Annotated in this window: 13 protein-coding genes; 6 read left to right on the top strand and 7 right to left on the bottom strand. The window is 71.5% G+C overall.

Annotated features, from left to right (window positions below):
• Positions 1–242: 242 nt before the first annotated feature.
• A complete protein-coding gene (locus tag AC5P1B_RS10235; RefSeq protein ID WP_493886375.1) occupies positions 243–932 on the bottom strand; it encodes an HD domain-containing protein in 690 nt (229 codons plus the stop codon).
• Between the two features lie 58 nt (positions 933–990).
• Between AC5P1B_RS10235 and AC5P1B_RS10230 the strand changes: the two genes are divergently transcribed.
• Positions 991–1707, top strand: coding sequence for a copper homeostasis protein CutC (locus tag AC5P1B_RS10230; protein WP_493886374.1), 717 nt, complete (start codon positions 991–993; stop codon positions 1705–1707).
• A 47-nt stretch (positions 1708–1754) separates the two neighbouring features.
• Here the strand turns inward: AC5P1B_RS10230 and AC5P1B_RS10225 are convergent, their stop codons facing one another.
• Positions 1755–4133 carry a HelD family protein gene (locus tag AC5P1B_RS10225; RefSeq protein WP_493886373.1) on the bottom strand — a complete coding sequence of 793 codons (2379 nt, stop codon included), beginning with the start codon at positions 4131–4133 and terminating at the stop codon, positions 1755–1757.
• A gap of 355 nt (positions 4134–4488) precedes the next feature.
• On the opposite strand from AC5P1B_RS10225, the gene AC5P1B_RS10220 reads away from it, so the two are divergent.
• Positions 4489–4698 (top strand): hypothetical protein, encoded by a 210-nt coding sequence (locus AC5P1B_RS10220; RefSeq protein ID WP_493886371.1) that lies wholly within the window; start codon positions 4489–4491, stop codon positions 4696–4698.
• Between the two features lie 114 nt (positions 4699–4812).
• Here AC5P1B_RS10220 and AC5P1B_RS10215 read toward each other — a convergent pair whose 3' ends face one another.
• The 4 genes from AC5P1B_RS10215 to AC5P1B_RS10200 form a co-directional block, all read right to left on the bottom strand.
• On the bottom strand, positions 4813–6462 hold the full coding sequence (locus AC5P1B_RS10215) for a DNA repair helicase XPB (RefSeq protein WP_493886369.1): 1650 nt from the start codon (positions 6460–6462) through the stop codon (positions 4813–4815).
• Positions 6463–6774: 312 nt separating this feature from the next.
• Entirely contained in the window at positions 6775–9723 is a 2949-nt protein-coding gene (locus tag AC5P1B_RS10210) for a helicase-associated domain-containing protein (protein WP_493886602.1), read from the bottom strand.
• Between the two features lie 221 nt (positions 9724–9944).
• Entirely contained in the window at positions 9945–10151 is a 207-nt protein-coding gene (locus AC5P1B_RS10205; RefSeq protein ID WP_493886367.1) for a DUF397 domain-containing protein, read from the bottom strand.
• The gene (locus AC5P1B_RS10200) at positions 10148–10972 is read right to left on the bottom strand and encodes a helix-turn-helix domain-containing protein (protein WP_493886366.1); all 825 of its coding nucleotides are present in this window, start codon (positions 10970–10972) and stop codon (positions 10148–10150) included. The genes AC5P1B_RS10205 and AC5P1B_RS10200 overlap by 4 nt, the downstream gene beginning before the upstream one ends.
• Before the next feature lie 170 nt (positions 10973–11142).
• Between AC5P1B_RS10200 and AC5P1B_RS10195 the strand changes: the two genes are divergently transcribed.
• From AC5P1B_RS10195 to AC5P1B_RS10180, 4 genes are all read left to right on the top strand, one after another.
• Positions 11143–11400, top strand: coding sequence for a hypothetical protein (locus AC5P1B_RS10195; RefSeq protein WP_493886364.1), 258 nt, complete (start codon positions 11143–11145; stop codon positions 11398–11400).
• Between the two features lie 200 nt (positions 11401–11600).
• A complete protein-coding gene (locus tag AC5P1B_RS10190; protein ID WP_493886363.1) occupies positions 11601–12494 on the top strand; it encodes a radical SAM/SPASM domain-containing protein in 894 nt (297 codons plus the stop codon).
• On the top strand, positions 12491–13624 hold the full coding sequence (locus AC5P1B_RS10185; RefSeq protein ID WP_493886362.1) for a methyltransferase domain-containing protein: 1134 nt from the start codon (positions 12491–12493) through the stop codon (positions 13622–13624). The genes AC5P1B_RS10190 and AC5P1B_RS10185 overlap by 4 nt, the downstream gene beginning before the upstream one ends.
• A 198-nt stretch (positions 13625–13822) precedes the next feature.
• Positions 13823–15292, top strand: a complete 1470-nt coding sequence (locus tag AC5P1B_RS10180) for a hypothetical protein (RefSeq protein WP_493886361.1) — start codon at positions 13823–13825, stop codon at positions 15290–15292.
• A gap of 143 nt (positions 15293–15435) precedes the next feature.
• Here the strand turns inward: AC5P1B_RS10180 and AC5P1B_RS10175 are convergent, their stop codons facing one another.
• Positions 15436–16404 carry an ABC transporter substrate-binding protein gene (locus AC5P1B_RS10175; RefSeq protein WP_493886360.1) on the bottom strand — a complete coding sequence of 323 codons (969 nt, stop codon included), beginning with the start codon at positions 16402–16404 and terminating at the stop codon, positions 15436–15438.
• Positions 16405–16438 lie beyond the last annotated feature (34 nt).

The following is a 16438-nucleotide window of genomic DNA, read 5'->3' as shown; positions in this document are numbered from 1 at the left end:
GCTGGTCGGGCGAGGTGGGCGAAACAGGTGGGGCGGGAGTGGGGGATAGGGCAGTTGAGTCAGGGGGGACGGGCATGACAGGTATAAACACCCCGTGCGGAACTGACATTCCCCAGGCCATGGCCTACGGGCCGGGCCGGGCCCGGCCCCGGCTGCGGACCGATCTCTCTCCCCCCGTACGCGGCCGGAGCCCGGTATCGCTCGCTGACCGGGCCCGGCCGACCGCGAAGAGGGTTCAGGGGCTACCCGCCGAGCAGATCGAGTTCGGTGGTGAGGTTGCGCCGTGCGGCGCGTTCCCAGCGGTCGTACCCGGTGGGGGTCCTGAACAGCCGGTCCAGTCTCAGGAGTTGCCGTAGGACGTCGGCGCGTCCGGCCCGGAAGGCGTCGTCGGGGACGAAGGTGTACTCGTCGCGCACGGCGGCCGCGTACGCCGCGTACTCCTGTGGCCCTCCGGCCAGCACGGCCAGGTCCGCATCGCACAACACCGCACCGTTGGCGTCGTCTTCGTCCGGGTGGTGGCTGACGGTCAGCAGTACGAGCCGGACGGCCTCCGCCGCACGGGCCGCTGGAACGCCCGCTTCCGGCAGCGCGCGCTCGGCGAGACGCGCGCTGCGCTCCTCGTTGTTCGAACGGTCGGGCAGGTAGACGGCGTCGTGGAACCAGGCGGCGAGCCGGACGGCGTCGGGGTCGTCGGCGTGGTGAGAGAGCTCGTCGACCCGGTCAAGGACCTCGATGAGGTGATCGGTGGTGTGGTAGCGGCGCTGCGGTTCGGCCCAGCGGGCGAGCAGATTCTCACCGTACGGGTCCGGGTCGGGGTGGCGGGCGCCGTCGCGGGCGCTGTAGAGGAGATGGGCCCAGCGGGAGAGCAGTGCGCTGTGGGCCGGGTGCGGTACGGAATGTGGGCCGGACGAGTGCTGCGAAGCGGCGGACATAAGTCAATTGTGAGGTACAGCTTCCGGTGGCGACCTGCGATATGGCACTCTGTGCTACATGTCTAGACCAATTCTTGAGGTGATCGCCCTCGGCGTGGACGACGCGCGCGCCGCTGAGGACGGAGGGGCTGACCGCCTGGAACTGGTCACCGACATGGCCGCCGACGGGCTCACCCCCGCGATCGCCGCGTTCGCCGCGATCCGGGCCGCCGTCGAGATCCCGCTGCGCGTGATGCTGCGGGCCAAGGACGGCTTCGCCGCGGGCGGCGTGACCGAGGTCTCCGCCCTGTGCGCGACCGCCCGGGCGCTGCGCGCGGAGGGAGCGGAGGAATTCGTCCTCGGCTTCCTGAACGAGGCCGGCCAGCCGGACCTCGCGACCGTACGAGCCCTGGTCGAGGCCATCGAAGGCGCCCCCTGGACCTTCCACCGCGCGATCGACCGCACCCCCGACCGCGACCTGGCCCGCAAGCGCCTCGCCGGGCTGCCGGGCCTGGACACCTACCTCACGGCGGGCTCCGCGGCAGGCGTGGACGCCGGACTGCCCACCCTCCTGGCGGAAGCGTCACGCGGCGCCGCCGCCGAGCCCGGCTACGAACCCCGCATCCTGGTCGGCGGCGGCCTGCGCCTGGACCACCTCCCCGCGCTGCGCGAGGCAGGCATCGACGCCTTCCACATCGGCGGCGCGGCCCGCCCGGACGGCTGGTCGGGACCGGTGGCCGCGGCGGCGGTCAGCGAGTGGCGCGCGGCGCTGGACACCCCAGCCCGAGTGGGTTGAGCCGGCGCCGCCGCCTGCCCTGCGCGCAGCGGCTTCCGACTCCTGGGTCAGCTCAAAACCACGCCGTCACCGTCCACGCCGCCCGTCAGCTCCGCGGGCAGCGGCTGCGCGTGCACGATCGTCAGGCCCGAGACGGCGCGGGTCAGGGCGACGTACAGGCGGCGCAGGCCGGTGCGGTTGGCGGGGGTCCGGGACGTGTCCGGGAGGGGCGTCGTGGGTTCGCCGGCGACTACGGCCGCTGGTTCGTCCAGCACCACGTAGTCGTACTCAAGGCCCTTCGCGAGCGTCGCGGGGACGAGCGTGAGCCGGGCGTCCGCCGTGGTCTCCTCGCCGGGGGTCAGGTGGCTGAGCCCCGCCGCCTCCAGGGCCTGGGCCAGTGCCGGGATGCGGGCGTCCGCCGCGATCAGACCGATGGAGCCCTCGCGCTCCAGGGACTCATGGCACGCGGCGACGACCGCCGCGTCGAGCGCGGCGGTGTCCGTCGTCCCGGGCCCGGTGGTGTCCGGTTCCGTCCCCGTCGCGCCGGGCTCCGGCTCCGCCACCGGCTTGACCTGGCGGATCTCCAGCGACCCCGGTGACTCACGGACCGACGTCGCCTCCGCCAGGCCAGGGGCGATCGACGGCAGCAGCCGGGAGGCGTACGCGATGACCTCGCGCGGCACGCGGAAGCCGCGCGTCAGCTCCTCCACCCTCGCCTCCGGCTTGCCCAGGTGCGCCAGCGCCTCCGGCCAGCTGCCCGTCGACCACGGCGTCGTTCCCTGCGCCAGGTCACCGAGGACCGTCGCCGAGCCCGTCGTGCAGCGGCGGCCCACCGCGCGGTACTGCATGGGCGACAGGTCCTGCGCCTCATCCAGCACCACATGGCCGAGCGACGGCGTGCGCGCGATGAGGTCGGCGGCCTCATCGATGAGCACGGCGTCGGCCGCGGACCACTTGGCGGACTTCGGGCCGCGGGCCGGCTTCTCCCACAGCAGGGTCCGCTGCTCCTCCTCGGTCAGCACGCCCGCCGCGTGCTCGGCGAGGTACTCCGGGTCGGACAGCAGCCGCAGCACCAGCTTCCCCGGTTCCACCGGCGGCCAGATCTCCTTCACCGCCGCCTTCACGGCCGGGTTGCGCGCCACCGCGTCCTGCACCCGGTCATCAGGCGCCTCGCCGCTCCGCTCCATCCGTACGAGCACGGCGTGCGCGATCCGCTGCGGAAGGGCCGCGCGGGCCGCCCCGTAGCGGATGTCCCGCTCCAGCAACTCCGTGACCATCTCCTCCACTTCGTTGGCGGGGACCCGCCAGCGGCGCGAACCGCGCACCACCACCAGCGACTCCTTCGGCATCCGCACTCCGGCGCGCAGCGCGCGGCGCAGCACGTCGGCCATGCGCGCGTCACCCTTGACGCGGGCCCGCTCGGCGGAGTCCGTGCCGCGCGTCTCCACGTGCGCGACGAGGTCGTCGACCGTCGCCTGCTTGACCTGGAGCTCACCGAGCGCGGGCAGCACCTGCTCGATGTAGTGCAGGAAGGACCGGTTCGGGCCGACGACCAGGGTGCCGGTGCGGGCGAGCCGGTCCCGGTGCGCGTAGAGCAGGTAGGCCACCCGGTGCAGGCCCACGGCCGTCTTGCCCGTTCCGGGTGCCCCTTGCACGCATACGGTGCCGCCGATCTCGGCACGGACGATCTCGTCCTGCTCGGGCTGGATCGTCGCGACGATGTCCCGCATGGGGCCGACGCGGGGCCGCTCGATCTCGCTCTGGAGCAACTTGCTGGTCTGCGGCGCGTCGATGTCGGGGACGCCGGTGAGGGGTTCGTCCTCGTACGCCGTCAACTCGCCGCCCGTGTAACCGAAGCGCCGCCGCAGCACGACATCCATGGGGCGCTTCGGGGATGCCTGGTAGAAGGGCTGCGAGATGGGCGCGCGCCAGTCGACGACCATCGGTTCGCCGTCGGGGTCGTGGACATGGCGTCGGCCGATGTAGAACTGCTCGTTGCTGGTGGCGGAATCAGCAGAAGCAGCGGAACCGGCAGAAGGGGTGGGACTGGCGGGGCCGGTGGCGACCGGCGGGGTGGGGGTGCCTGTGGGGGTGTCTGTGGGGCTGTGCGGGTGCTCGTAGTCGAGACGGCCGAAGAACAGCGGCAGGTCCGAGAAGTCGGCGAGGGCCTTGATCCGCTGGTCGATGGTGTGCCGCAGGGCCTCCGCGTTCACCCAGTTCGCGGCGACGTCGCCGGTGTCGAGCGATTCGACGTCCACACGCATCGCGCGCAGTGCGCTCCGGGAGGCGGCCAGATGCGCGCGCTCCTGGCCGAGCGGGTCAGGTGTGGGGGGTGTGCCGGGCGGGTTCGGCGGCTGCGGTGTGCTCTCGGGGGCGGTGTGCTGGGCGTCTCGCGGTGCGGCCGACTGACGGGCAGCGTCCGGGGTGTGCTGGGCGTGCGACGGCACGGTGTTGCCTCCGGCTGTACGAGCTGTACGCGTGCGCGCGGGCATACGTCGGCGAGCGACGCGGACACGCGGCGCGAGGTGGGCGAAGGAACCGGCCGGTTGCCGTCCGGGCGGTGGCGCTCCCTGGTGGTGCGGGAGGCGGGGGAGTCCCCTGACGGTGTCCGGGGAAGGGCGAGAGTTTAGCCAGCGGGCCGACGGGACGCGAACGGTTTTTCCAGGCCGGGCGGCGGCCGTCTCAGGGTCGTGGTCGTTCTCCCGTAGGGGATGCCGTGCGCCTGGAGGTGTAGGGACAGCCACCGGTGGTTACGCCGCCGGGCCGATGCCTGGCCCGGCCGGAGAACCGACCATGGAAGGCATGAGCACCGCAATGATCGCCGCCGCGTCCCTGTCCGCCGGTTCTCCCGCCTGCCGTGGCGGCGACACCACTGCCGTACGGAGCGAAGCGGGCGCGCGTCCCCGCCGCCCGCTCGGCACCGCACTGCACGCCGTGAAGGTCTTCGCGGCCGCCGCCTTCAGCGTGGCCGTGCTCGGTGAGTACAAGGACGAGGACGTTCGCGCGCTGTAGCGGACGGTGCGCGGCGGCGGGTGCCCGAAAGCCGTTCGCCCCGCTGCCCGCTGCCCGCTGCCCGGTTCACCGCTCACGGCTCACGGCTCACGGCTCACGGCTCACGGCTCGTGCTCAGGCTTCGTCCTCCGCCAGCAGCTCGGTCGCGTCGATGATGCGGTACGAGTAGCCCTGCTCCGCCAGGAAGCGCTGCCGGTGGGCCGCGAAGTCCTGGTCGATCGTGTCCCGGGCGACCACCGAGTAGAAGCGCGCCTCATGCCCGTCAGCCTTCGGCCGCAGGACGCGGCCCAGGCGCTGGGCTTCCTCCTGCCGTGATCCGAACGTGCCCGACACCTGGATGGCGACCGTGGCCTCCGGCAGGTCGATGGAGAAGTTCGCGACCTTCGACACGACGAGCACCGACAGCTCGCCTTCCCGGAACGCCCCGAACAGCCTCTCCCGTTGCGCGTTCGTCGTCTCGCCCTTGATGACGGGCGCACCCAAGTGTTCGCCCAGCTCATCGAGTTGGTCGATGTACTGGCCGATGACAAGCGTCTGCTCGCCCTTGTGCTTGGCGACCAGGGCCTCGGTGATCCGCCGCTTGGAGGCGGTCGTGGCGCAGTAGCGGTACTTCTCCTCCGGCTCGGCGGTCGCGTACGCGAGCCGTTCGCTGTCCGTCAGGTTGACGCGGACCTCGACGCAGTCGGCGGGCGCGATGTAACCCTGCGCCTCGATCTCCTTCCACGGCGCGTCAAAGCGCTTGGGTCCGATCAGGGAGAAGACATCGGACTCGCGGCCGTCCTCCCGTACGAGCGTCGCCGTGAGGCCGAGGCGGCGGCGGGCCTGGAGATCGGCCGTGAACTTGAAGACCGGGGCGGGCAGCAGATGCACCTCGTCGTAGAGGATCAGACCCCAGTCCCGGGAGTCGAACAGCTCCAGGTGCGGGTAGATCCCCTTCCGCTTGGTCGTCAGTACCTGGTACGTGGCGATGGTGACCGGCCGGATCTCCTTGCGCGTACCGCTGTACTCGCCGATCTCCTCCTCGGTCAGCGACGTCCGCCGCACCAGCTCGTGCTTCCACTGGCGGGCCGAGACGGTGTTCGTGACCAGGATCAGCGTCGTGGCGTTCGCCTGCGCCATCGCGCCCGCGCCGACCAGCGTCTTCCCGGCGCCACAGGGCAGCACGACGACACCGGAACCGCCGTGCCAGAAGCCCTCCACGGCCTGCTTCTGGTACGGGCGCAGCGCCCAGTCCGTCTCGTCGAGGTCGATCTGGTGGGCCTCGCCGTCCACGTATCCGGCGAGGTCCTCCGCGGGCCACCCGAGCTTCAGCAGCGTCTGCTTGATCTGTCCGCGCTCGGAGGGGTGCACGACGACCGTGTCCGCGTCGAGACGCGCCCCGACCAGCGGCTGGACCTTCTTCGAGCGGAGGATCTCCTCCAGCACGGGGCGGTCGGTGCTCTCCAGCACCAGCCCGTGGGTGGGGTGCTTGAGCAGCCGCAGGCGGCCGTAGCGGGCCATCGTCTCGGCGACATCGACCAGCAGGGCGTGCGGCACGGGGTACCGGGAATGCTCGACGAGCGCGTCGACGACCTGCTCGGCGTCGTGGCCCGCGGCCCGCGCGTTCCACAGGCCGAGCGGGGTGATCCGGTAGGTGTGGATGTGCTCGGGCGCGCGCTCCAGCTCCGCGAAGGGGGCGATGGCACGACGGCAGGCGCCCGCCTGCTCGTGGTCCACCTCCAGGAGCAGCGTCTTGTCGCTCTGGACGATGAGAGGTCCGGTCACGCGCCTCCCCTTCCCAACTGGTGATCGATTGGCTAAGGCGGCCAAACCACCTGGCAGCCAAACATCCAGTGTCGCTCATGCGCGAGCGTCGGCGGGGCGCTCTGGTCGGGAAAGATGAGCAGCGAGGGTCAGGAAAGATCGACTGAGGCGGTCGGGATCTCGCCGTGCTGGGCCTGCCGGGCGCGCTCGGCGACGATCTTCGTCAAAGCTGTGACGGATGACTCATCGGGTCCGTCGTTGTGCCCGTCCTCGATCCGTCCGCCAGGCCCGGTCCGAGCGTGCCGTCGCCACCGGACAGCCAGCCGCTGCCACCTACGTTGCCTCGTCCGCCAGTTCGGCCGCGCCCGTGATGCGGTGCAGCGGGTACGTACGGACCTCGTCGGCCGTGTGGTCGTACGCGGTGACGAAGCCGCCCTCCACGCGGACCGGGGCGATGACCCGCTGGCTCGCCGCGCCGTCCGCGTTGACGTAGCCGATCCACACGGCGGAGCCGGTGAGGGCCGCCGCCTGCATGGTGGCGAGGGTGTCGGCCGAGGTGGTCCGGGGGAGCCGGCCGGGGCCGCCGGTCCCGGTTCCCGCCTTCGCCGCTGCCGCCGCTTCGGGGCCGGTTCGGCCTGCCGTCGCGCCCTGTCCCGCTTCCGGACGGGGCGTGGCGGTCTGCTTGTGGGCCGCCGTCGCCGCCAGGTCTCCGGCGCGGATCGCTCGTACCGCCGCGTTGAGCAGGGTGTTGTCAGGGACGGGCGGGCCGTCGGGGACGGGCGCGGGGGCGGAGCGGGGCGGCGTGCGGTACGCGTCGGCGCGGGCCACGACCACGTCACCTTCGGCGGACTCGGCGGCGGGTGCGTAACCCATCTCCCGCAGTCGTTCGAGCAGGACGTCGGGGGCCGCCTGGGCGGCGAGCACGGTCGGCGCCAGGCGGCGCAGCCGCAGCCCGGAGGAGCGGCGGTCGGCGAGGATCTCGGCGAGCAGCGCGTCGTCGTCGCAGCGGAGGTACGCGGAGGCCGCGCCGACCCGGAGTCGGCCGTGCCTGCGGGCGACGTCGTCGATCAGGTACGTGAGGGGCTGCGGAACGGGCGTACGGGAGTGCTCCGCTAGGAAGGCGTGCAGGTCAGCGGCTGTGCGTCCGGCGTCGAGCGCGCGCCGCACGGAGACGGGCGTGAAGCGGTAGACCGTCGCGCCGCCCTTGGACTCCACGTCGGCGAGGACATCGAGGAGATCGGCCAGTGGACGGTCGAGGGGGCCGGGTGCCACGGCGGTGAGGTCGGCCTGGAGGAGGACGTGGTTGAGGGGCTGGGGCAGGAGCGGGGCGAGCAGCTTCGCGGCTGCGGCGGCCGCGGCCGCCAGCTCAGCGGCGGAGGGGGCGGGGAGGGACGAATCCGGCATGGCCTCCGCCGCGGCTGCGGATGACGTGGTGGAAGCCGACGCCGTTGCCGATGCCGATGCCGATGCCGACGCGGGCGTGGGGCTGGGGGCCTCGGTGGCGGTCTGCTTGCCGAGGAGGGCCCGGCCGTGGGAAGCCAGTGCGCCGCGACCGGTGACACCCAGCGACTCCGCCTCGCTGAACGCCCACCCGGCGAGCCGGGTGTGTGGGTCCTCGTCGGGCGGGAGCGTGCCGTCTCCAGCCCCGCGCAGCGGCCGTTCCCAGCACAGCCGCTTCAGCAGGGCCGCCACGGGGACAGCCGCACCGGCGGGGACATCGGCGAGCAAGCCGAGGGCGCGACGGCGCACCTCGGGGGCGGCGCCCCGGTCCAGGTCGGGGCCGAGCACCGACAGCGCACGGCCCTTCGAGTCCCGGCTGCCCACGAGGCCGGGGGTGCGCGTGGCCGTCAGCCACACAGTGGCGAGCCGTGCCCACCGCTGCTCGGTCGGGAGCCGCAGCCACTCGTCGTAGGCGGGGGTCGGCGCGAAGCGCTCGTCGATCTCGCCGTCCGAGGCCAGCAGCCCGGCCGCGTACGCGAGCTCGATCCAGAAGGCGGCCATCGGCTCGGTCACGTCGAGCGCGACGGCGGTCCGCTTGAGGTCGCGCACGCTGATCCCTCCGGCGCGCAGCACGCTGGGGCCTCCGGACTGCCATTCCCGCAGCAGTTCTTCGACGGCGGCGACAGCGGTGAACGCCTGCCCGGCAGCGGCCGCGTCCACAGCCTGTGGACGGCGTTCGGTCAGCGGCGCGAGGGGCGGCGCGACGGGTTCCACGGTCCGGTGCGCCCGGCCGCCGCGCAGGTGCAGGGCGACCTCGCGGGGGAGGACGACATTGCGCGGACCGGCGGGCAGCAGCAGCCCGCGAGCCAGCAGCCAGTGCAGATGGGAGGTGGGCCCGGCGCCAGGGGCGGCGGTGCCCGCCCGACGCGACTCCGGGCCGTCTGGGCGGTCGGCGCCGCCTGAGCCGTCCGTGCCTCGCGCGCTGTCCGTGACGTGTGCGCCTTCCGTGCCGCGTGCCGGGCCTGCGCCGGCTGCTGTGGCGCCCGACGCGTCGGCGGCCGTCGCGGCCGATACGGCCCCGTACGGCGGGCCCCACGTCAGCTTGCCGAGGGCCGCCAGCGCCTCCGGCGGGGCCTGGGCGAGGAGTGCGGCCATCCGCTCGCGGTCGTTGAACAGGCCGGTCAGCGCGGCGACAGCCGTCACCGGGTCATGCGTGGCGGGCAGTCCGACGGCGGCGACGATCTCCTGGAGGCGCCCGGGCGATGTGCCCGACGTGGCCTCGGCGACGGTGGGGCCGAGGCCGGTGGGGGAGAGCTTCGCGGCGGTGGGGGCCAGCAGCTCGCGGGCGGTGCGGATCAGCCGCAGCCGGTCGTCACCACCCCAGACGAGGGCTTGCTGGCGCAGCGTGCCGACGGCGCGCGGCAACGCGGCGCGGATCTGCCCCGCTGTCGCCTGCTCGCCCGGCTCCTGGGCTCCGCCCGCGCCTGACCCGGGTGCACGGGGTGCGCCCTCGTCGCGTGGTCTCGCCTCGTCGCCCGGCTTCGGCTCATCGCCCGTGAGCAGCCCGAGCAGCGTCTCGTACGAACAGGGGTCCGGCGCCACAGCCAGCGCCTCGGCCGTCTGCAGAGCGAACCGGTCGAGCCGTTCCAGGGCCCGTACGACCGACGCACGGGTACCCGCCCGGGTGGCCAGCTGGGTGAGGTCGTTCGGCACGGGATTGAGCAGGTCAGGACGGGCGCGCAGCAGCGTGACGAGCGCACCGTCGGGGCGCACCCGCAGCTCTTCGGCGAGCGTACGAGGCGCTCCACGGCTGCCGCCGTTCTGCCCGGTCTCTCGGGTCATCTGTGCCGCCCGGTCCCGCGAGGTGGTCATTCGGTCTACGGTACCGGGTGGCCGGGCCACGCCCCATGCGTCACGCACGCCGCCGACGCGAGGCGAGGCGGTCCCGCGCCGCTGGTAGGGCGGCGCGGGTCACGTCGGGAAGCTCCTGTACGGCAAGCGCCGACATGACAGCGGCCCCCGTGTTCACGGGGGCCGCGCTCGCTCGGGGATGCGCTCGGAGCTCAGGCGTCGAACTCTCCGCTTCGGACAGCGCTGACGAAGGATGACCAGGCGGACGGCTCGAAGACCAGCGCCGGGCCGTGCGGGTCCTTGGAGTCGCGGACGGGGACGTTCGCGTAGCCGTCCGCCACCTCAAGGCACTCGCCCTGGTTGGAGTCGCTGTAGCTCGACTTCCGCCACACGTCGGCGGGGTACTGCTGAGCGTTCATGCGTACACGTCCTTCATGATCGAGTTGATCGCGGCTACCGACGCGCCCGGGGACAAGGCCGTTGCCCTCAGCAGATCGTAGGTGTTCTGAGCCTCGGACACAGGTGCCGTGTCAGCGACGATGTACCCCGTGGGGAACCCGTCAACGTGCACCACGTCAGCGCCTTCGTGGAAGGACAGGACACCGAACGGATTGCTGCCGCCATGGATCTCTTCCGGCAGGATCTGCACGACGTAACGTGGTGTCTCGGCGAGGTCCCTGAGTCGCCGGAGCTGGCCGTGCATGACAGCAGCGTCCCCCACTGCCGTACGGCGGAGCACATACTCACTCAGCACGAGCCACAGTCGGGGAGGATCGTCCTCGGCAAGCACGCGTTGCCGCTCCATGCGGATGGTCACCGCGTCATCGAGGTTGTCCGGTCGGCCGCCTCGCAGAACCGCTCTCGCGTATTCCTCCGTCTGGACAAGTCCCGGTACGAGCAGCGGATGAAAGAGCCGGATGTGCGTCGCTCTCTCTTCCAGCTCGACGTACTTACGGAACCACGTCGGATACGCGAACTTCAGCGCGAGGGGCCACAAACGGAGGAACCGCCCATTCGCGTGCGGGAATACGCGGTCGCAGGCTTCCGCGAACTCCTGGGACGGTACGCGCTGTCCCTTCTCGATCTTGGCGACCAGGTCATACCCGCAAGCCGCCTCCTTGCCGAAGTCGGCACGGGACATGCCCAGCGCTTCGCGCTCCAACCGGATTTCCTTTCCGAAGTGCGCGAGCGCTGACGACACTGGGTCGGTGGGGTCTGCGCCATCTGTCTCAGCGGTCATGTGTGCGAACTCCCCTGTCTTCCGTGGACAGTTGGCGCTGTCCAGCCGTCCCTACTGGTGAGGCTACCCACCTCGGCGGGACGTTGTACTCAGGTTGAGAGCACGCGGAGACGCGAAGGGTATGGCGATGCCTGCGGCGTTCCGTGGGCGGTGACGAGTAGGCGGATGACATGGTGAGGAAGCTCAAGACGCCCTCCGCGTTCGCGGTCGGCATGGTCGTCTATGACCGGTTCTATGAAATGCCCGCGACGATCGCCGGCCTTGATGGCCCGCTGATCTGTCTGGTCCGCCCCACGGGCTACGCGTGGAAGGCACGCCCACGGGCCGTACGACCGGCGACCGATCGGGAAAAGCGGCAGCTCAAGGCGATTGGCGAACTGCACAGACAGCAGCGGCGGAGCGTAGACGGCGCCGCACGTACCCCATAGCCCCCATAGGCCCCGCCCCTGCCGGTCAGAAACCGAATGGTCGCCCCACGGCAATTGGTGATCCCGGCAGGGGCGGAACAAAGCCCGCCCCGGTGGTGGAAACCCTGGACAGGTCGAGCGGCCGGGGCGGGTGTCTCACAGAGACCTCACAGATAAGAAGACCCACCGGAAGACTCGGAAGACAAGAGGAGCGAGTAGCCATGTCGACTGTCGTTGAACGCTCAGCCAGTACGGGTGCTGCCTTACTGGACACCCTGGAACTCGAAGTGACCGGCACGTGTCAGCTCACCTGTACGCACTGCCTCGCGGACTCCAGCCCGCAGGGCACGCACGGCGCCATGACGCCAGCCGACTGGAAACGCGTCGTCGTCGAGGCCGCACAGCTCAACATCGGGACCATTCAGCTCATCGGCGGAGAACCGACGATGTACCCGGGGTGGGTCGAGCTAGTCGACCTCGCCCTGAGCCATGGCCGAAAGGTCGAGGTCTACTCGAATCTCTTCCACGTACGGCCTCAGTGGTGGGACGTCTTCGGCCGCGAAGGGGTCTCGGTGGCCACGAGCTACTACAGCGACCGCGCGTCGGAACACGACACGATCACCCAGCGGCCTGGCAGCTACCTGCGCACCCGGACGAACATCGAGGAGGCGCACCGCCGGGGCATCCCTGTGCGGGTCGGCATTGTGGAAGTCCTCGACGGCCAGCGCGTACAGGAAGCCCGCGCGGAGATCGCGGCCATGGGCATCGCAGACGTGACCATGGACCGGGTGCGCGCGGTCGGCCGGGCGGCCGGTACTGCGGTGCCCAGTGTCGACGCGCTGTGCGGCCAGTGCGGCCGTGGCCGTGCGGCGGTCCTGCCCAGCGGTGACCTCACCCTGTGCGTCCTGTCGCGGTTCATGCCGTGCGGCAACGTACGCGAGGCGCATCTCGCCGAGCTTGTCGGTAGCGAGCAGTGGTGGCGGGCCATCGACCTGATCCCTTCCCCGGGGGCAGGCGGATGCTCCCCCGATGACAAGAGCTGCCAGCCCGGCCAACCGGCGTGCCTGCCCAAGTTCCCCGCCATCCCCCTGCTCTCCCAGGGCGGTGCCTGGTGACCGCGTGGCGGCGGCACGCCGCAGTGCTCGCGGATGAGGTAACGCACCCGCAGTCCCGTTGGCGCGACGCTGTGCGCTCCACCCCCCGTCACCTGTTTGTGCCTCGCTGGTGGTGGGCCGAGCAGGACGGGGCCCTGTTGGCTGACGGGCCGAGCGATCCGGCATTGTGGATGCGCGCGGCCTACAGTGACAACACGCTCGTCACCCGGCTCGGCACGCTGCATGCCGACCACGCCAAGTCTGATGACCGGCCCGAATGGCGGGCCTCGTCGTCCTCGACCCTGCCTTCGCTGGTGTTGCAGATGTTCCGGCACGTCCGCCCGGGTGAGGGAATGGACGTGCTCGACGTGGGCACCGGGTCCGGGTACTCCTCGGCGCTGCTCTGTCACCGCTTCGGCGACCGGCACGTGACCAGTGTGGATGTGGACCCGTACCTTACCGACGCGGCGCGTGAACGCCTCGCGGAAGCCGGGCACCGTCCCGAGGTGGCCACCGTGGACGCCACGGGCGCGCTGCCCGGCACCTACGATCGCATCGTGGCCATGGTGTCCGTGCCGCGCATCCCCGCCTCATGGCTTGCCGCGTTGAAGCCGGGCGGGCGGCTGGTGACCACGATCACCGGCACGTCGCTGATCATCGGCGCGGACAAGACCCCCGACGGGGGCGCGGTGGGGCGCGTCGAACGCGACTGGGCCGGGTTCATGAGTATCCGCCACGACGCCGACTACCCACCCAGGCTCATGGCCCGTTTTCCGCAGGCGAAAGATCAGGACGGGGAAGAGGTCACTACCGGGCGCTATCCCGTGCTCAACGTGGAAGACGCATGGGAGGTGAGAACGCGCCTCACGTTGACTGCGCCCGGGGTCGAAACGTACTTCGAGGAACGTGGCGAGCAGCGTACGTCTTGGCTGTTCCACGCGGATGGGTCATGGGCGCGCGCTGAGGGGCGTTGGATCGATCCCCCGACCGTTCACCAAGGCGGCCCTCGCCGCCTGTGGAGCGATCTGGAACGCATCCGCCACAGGCTGAACATCGAGGGCAGTCTCGGCCTGTACGGCTACCGCGTGCGCATCGAGCCGGACGGCGTGTGCCGCATCGCGCGGGGCGAATGGGCGGCCACCATCGAATAGCGCGCCCCAGCGTCCCTGTGCTGCCCCGTCTGGCCGTTGTTCCCCTGGACGGACGGACGGACGGGCGGGGCGCCTTCATGCGCCGGGGTGGGCCCTTCCGGCCGCTGCTCGGCCACGTACGTACTGCTGGGCGGCAGCGTGAAACGGTAACGTCGGAACGGTTCATGACGCCAAGGGTGCGCATCCGCAGGGGTTTTGGTGGGGATCGAGAGCGATCAGCTCGTTTATGACTATCTGGGCAAGGTCGGTGACCTCGCCCAGCGGCAGGGGCTGCTGTCCAGCGACCGCGTACGTCTGGTCGCGGCGGTACGTGCCGATATCGACCGGCGGCGGGCGGCGGCACCGGGCTCCGACAGCCCTGCCGCCGTCAAGCGCATCCTCGCGAAAGTCGGCTCCCCGGCTGAGGTGGTCGCGGCGGCGGGCGGCCGGTCGGCGGAGAGCCCGGCGGCCACGCCGAGCGAACGTTCCACCGGCACTGGCACCAGCACCGGGCCAGGGTCAGGAACAGGGCCGGGGTCGGGCGCGGACCCGTTCGCCGGTGACGGTCACAGGGAGGGTGCCGGACGAGCTGGGCTCGCCTCCGCCGCTGACCGGGCGGCACGTTCCGCGCGGGCGGCACGCGAGAGGCTGGCGGGGCTCGGCGAGCGTGGTGGGCTGACCGGTGGCCTCACCGGTGGCCTGCACGGGAAGCTGCCGTCGCCGCGCGGGGACGGCGCCGGTTCTTCCGGCCAGAACGTGCGACCCGCGCAGCCTGACCCGTGGGCGGACCAGGCAGACCAGTCGGGTCACTCGGGCCAGCCGGGCCAGCCGGGCCAGGCGGGCGACTCCGGGCAGCCGGGCCGTTCCCGCCGGTTCCCGTGGAGCGCGCAGCGGGGACAGGCGGGCCACACCGAGTCGTCGCCGGTCGCGCCGAATGTCCCTGTCAGGCCGCCGACCGCCGCGTCCCCGCCGCACCTCGCGGGTGAGGACGAGCTGAGCCCGCGCGAATCGCACCCCGACTGGTGGCGGCTCGAAGGCGGGCCGATGGAGTTCGGCCCCCTCGACAGGGGGCCGTTCGCGCCGCAAGGGCGCGGGCCCGGGTTCGTGGACGGCTTCGTCGGCGGCATCGAACTGTCCGAACTCCTCAAACCACCGCCCGGCCCCGACGATCAGCCGGTCGAGAAGGCCCCCGATGACGATGGCGGGGATGAAGACGAGGACGAGGCGGACGGCGCCGACGGGGACGGAAGCGGCGAGGACGGGGACGACGGCGAACGGCCGCGCCGTGGCGGGCTGTTGCGCCGGATGGCTCCCCGGCGTGCCAAGGCCGGCGACGGCGGCGGGGGCGGTTCCATCGGGCCGTTGCCGGTCCTGGCCGCGCTGCTGCTCATCGGCGGCGCCGGATTCGGCAACTGGATCGCGCTCGCGCTGGGTTGGGTGCTCGCGTACAACACCCGCAGCCTCTCCCGTAGCGAGGCGAAGTGGGCCGTCGTGGGCGTACCGAGTCTGGCGGTGACCGGGGGTCTTGTGTGGCTGTGGGGCCGGTTCGAAGGCCGGTGGGGTGCGGCCATTCCGGAGGACGGGATGGGGGTCGCGCTCGGTGACACCGCACCCGTCGTCGTACGCACCGCTGCCGTCGCCTCGGCCCTCTACCTGGTGTGGCGAGCGAGGCGACGGCAGGGCGGGTAGACCTCTGTACGTAACTGTACGTAACGTGAAACTCAACGTAGCTCCAGACCGGCAGCGGTCTGCGGCAGCGGTCTGTGGCTGCGGTCTGTGGCAACGGCGGCTGCCGGACGGCCTGGCGGCCGCCCGGCAGGTCAGTCACCTGGTCACTTCTTGGTGATGTCGCGCTGGAGCTCGTCGAGGATCTTGTTGGCCGCCGTGTAGCCGATGCCTTGAATCCACAGCTGGTCGTCCACCGTGAACGAGGCGCCGCTCTTCACGGCCTTCATGTTCTTCCAGAGCCCGCTGCCCGTCGTCTTCGTCTGCTGGGACTTCTTCGGGTCGCCGTACGTGGACGTGAAGATGACATCGGCGTCGGCCTTGTCGATCTGCTCCGGGCTGACGTCGTACGAGAAGCCGTCCTTCGCCTTGTCGGCGATGGCGGGGCGGCCGAGGCCGACGTCGGCGAGGATCGTCGCGATGTAGTTCTTCTTGCCGTAGATGCGGATGTCGGCGCCCTCGATGAACCGGACGACGTTGACCTTGGTGTCCTTGGCCTTGTCCGGGCCGCCCACCGCGCTGGTGACTCGCTTCGTGTGTGCCGCGTAGTCGGACACGACCTGCTTGGCCTCGGCCGTCTTGCCGAGAGCCGCCGCGTGCGTCTGGAAGTTCTCCTTCCAGGGGTAGCCGGTGGTCTCCGTCATCACCGTCGGAGCGATCTCCTTGAGCTCCTTGTAACGCGAGGCGTCGCGGTCCTTGTTGGTGAGGATCAGGTCCGGCTTCAGACCGATGATCGTCTCCAGGTTGGGGGAGCCGATGGCGCCGACGTCCTTGATGCCGGAGACCTTGTCCTTGGGCAGGTAGTTGAGGAACCCGGACGCGACGTCGGCGTGGACGGCCCCGACCGGCTTCACCCCGAGGGTGATCGCCGAATCCAGCTCGGCGGTGTCGAGGACGACGACCCGCTTGGGCTGCTTCTTCACCTTCACGTCGCCCATGGCCGTCTTGACCACGCGCATGTCACCGTCGTCCGAGGACTTGTCGTCGGAGTCGGAGCCACACGCGGTCAGGCTCACGGTCGCGGCCAGGGCGAGGGATGCCGCAGCGAGGATGCGGGGGCGCGGGGTGCGGGTCATGTCTTGCCTTTCGTAGGCGTACGTACGGAAGTCG

The organism is Streptomyces sp. A01, assembly GCF_059026195.1.
The sequence above is the reverse complement of the archived record's forward strand: the minus strand, read 5'-3'. Positions and strand labels throughout refer to the sequence as shown.